Origin of the sequence: Nosocomiicoccus massiliensis (genome assembly GCF_000438455.1) — a bacterium.
GTDB lineage: Bacteria > Bacillota > Bacilli > Staphylococcales > Salinicoccaceae > Nosocomiicoccus > Nosocomiicoccus massiliensis.
Map to the genome: position 1 here is coordinate 1 of NZ_CAVG010000059.1, position 2,720 is coordinate 2,720.

The window sequence follows — 2,720 nt, forward strand, 5'->3', positions numbered from 1 at the left end:
GGGTAGCACATCAGTCCCTCTATTGTTTTTGAATTTTCGACATTAAGACTTTCCAGAACATTTCCATTTTTTTCAGTTAATAAATGAGAGATACCATCTATTCCTATTTTGTGTTGTACTGTGCGCATCGCATCATTTTCCACAAGTGGTAGCTCGTCAATAAGCTCCATTGCCATAGATTTAAATTTTGTTCCGCCATGACTAGATTTTAGTAATGTGTATGAATTATGATTCATAAAATATTTTAAGTGATCTTTTAACACCGTACTATCTCTAAACCAAGTGGCTACTTTTCCTTTGATTCCCATCACAACTGGTCGTAATTCTTGATCTAAACAAAAAATATAGTCTGCACAAGAAGCATTTAAAACTGGTATTAACTTTCTATGAATATCAATACTATTTTCTCCAAGATCATTTATTTTACCAAGTGCAATAATTTTATTTCCACTATAAAATTTAGCCTGCTCGTTAAATGCTTCAATAGCATTAATCATCGCTGGCAATGAAGCGTTATGGGTATCATCTAATATAGTGATAACACCATTCCTATTAAGTATCTTCTTAGTATTAAGTACTTTATCAAAAAGTTTAATATCACTTAGATAATTCATTGCTGAACTATTGATATTAAGAGAGAGCACTGTAGCATATGCTGCTTCTGCATTTTCAATCATACCTCTACCAAATTGTTTTAAATCAAATTTAACTAACTCATTAAGACTTTCAAGTGTAATTTCGCTGTATCCCTTAAATGACTTAACTTGCTTTAACTTTATATCACTTTGTTCATCACCATAAGTGATTACTTTTAAATTATTTTCTCTTGCACGATTAATTAAATACTTACTCATATTATGTGTGTTCGATATAACCGCGGTTCCCTCATCATTTAGTCCATCGAGTAACCTAGACTTAAAGTCTGCTATTTGCTGAGTATTATTAATAGTACTTAGATGTGCTTCTCCAATTGGCGTTACCACTGCAACATCCGGTCTTAAATCGAGACTTATATTACCTCGCTCGTTTAAGGCATTTAACGAAACTTCTACTACCGCAAAATCTGGATTTTGGCAAAGTTTACACATATATAACCAAACTGCAGGTCTAGTATTAAAGTTATGCTCATTTTCTAACACATTATAATCTTTCAACACTTGCTTAATCATTAATCTAGTTGAACTTTTTCCTACTGAACCCGTAATAGCTATAACCTTATTTTTAAAGTTTAGTCTAGATTTCTTTGCAATAGCAAACATTGCTTCCACCATATTTTGTACAACAAGCTGAGGAATACTCTCATCTATATATTCAATATATTTTTCAGTTATAATTAAACCTACAGTTTTAAAATCTTTTGGCACTAAAAATTCGATAGGTATTTCTCTTCTTTTTTGTGAAAATGCTTTATTCCAGTTTTTTCATTAATAACAAACAACGCTGTATTTTTATTTTTAACATTCTTATGAAGATATTCGAAATCATTGATAATTACTTTTTCATTGCCTTCAGTATTATACAGTTTACCTAATGTTAAGTTTTTTAAATGTTTTAACGTATACATATAAGGTATCCTTTCTATAATTCATTTTTAATGATAAAATAAACTTACTTTTACTTATAGGAGTTAAAAAATTATGAATTATAATGATAAAGATAAAACAATTGACGAAATCAACGAGGAAATTGAGCGTCAATTTGAAAATGATGACTTCGAAGAACCAGCTGAAAAAAAGCCAGAATATCTTAGCCTTAGATTTATCTTTCTTCTTATCATCGTATCAATAATCGTTTATAAAACTATTCAAACTATGACTTAAAAAGTTTTTGATATTGTATATAGCCAGAAACATAGTGCTCAATATCATCTATACGAACTCTATAGCCGTGGTGTTTAATAAAAAAAGCGCCTAATATTCTACTTGGATTTTTAAAGTACATAGCAATTTCCGGATAAAAATACCCCGTTCTTTGATAATCTGCTCTTTTATGTAATGTCATTATTAAAAAGTCTTCATCTATCAAACTCTCAACCAGATCACCGTATCCTTTTTCTTTTGCCTTTTGCACAAGTTTATAAGATGCGGTTAACATTTCCATAAATGTTGGGAATGTTGTTTCACGCTTATAAATATAAGTTAAGTTTGTAGAAACGTTTATAATACCAAGCTCAAAATATCTACGATCTGGTATAATGTTAACCATCTCATTTGCACAATACCCTAGCCAGTGATCATTATATCTCCAGTAGTCCCTACTAATAAATTTCTCAAATAAACTTTTAACTGCATTGAGCCATTTTTTATTGCCATCATGTTGATACAATCTTAAAAGACCAAGCGCTGCTTCTCCATCATAGTAAACAATACGATACCTCTCTTTAACCTCTAGTGTTGGATAACTTAGCACATGAACTGTTTCACCGTTATCATTAATCATATTAACTGTTCCCTCAGCTACAAGTTGTGCGGCTTTGAGATACTCTTCATTTTTTTCATGCTTTAAATATTCGCAAATCGCGAATATAAATGCTGCATTTTGTCCTAATTTTATTTCATTTGTATTTTTTGTATCATCAAAAATATACCCTTTTCCATCCTTAACGTACAAATAATTTTCAATTATATATTCAATTGGCTTTTTTACGGACTCTAATGATTCATTAATATAACTTAACCCTTCTATTAAAGAGTAGGTAGACGAGCTATGTCTTAAATTAT

The 2,720-nt window shown here is 30.3% G+C and carries 2 protein-coding genes and 1 pseudogene; 1 reads left to right on the forward strand and 2 read right to left on the reverse strand.

The genetic code is table 11. The annotated features are described in order from the left end of the window. Window positions 1-1,364: Mur ligase family protein (locus TJ68_RS02930; protein ID WP_052327270.1), on the reverse strand; the 1,364-nt coding region annotated here is incomplete at its 3' end. A 273-nt stretch (window positions 1,365-1,637) separates the two neighbouring features. Here TJ68_RS02930 and TJ68_RS02935 point away from each other — a divergent pair. After that, window positions 1,638-1,820 (forward strand): hypothetical protein, encoded by a 183-nt coding sequence (locus TJ68_RS02935; RefSeq protein WP_040928648.1) that lies wholly within the window; start codon window positions 1,638-1,640, stop codon window positions 1,818-1,820. Here TJ68_RS02935 and TJ68_RS08490 read toward each other — a convergent pair. Beyond that, window positions 1,810-2,720, reverse strand: a pseudogene (locus tag TJ68_RS08490) (poly(glycerol-phosphate) alpha-glucosyltransferase); the annotation flags it as partial. The gene TJ68_RS02935 and the pseudogene TJ68_RS08490 sit on opposite strands and share 11 nt — an antisense overlap.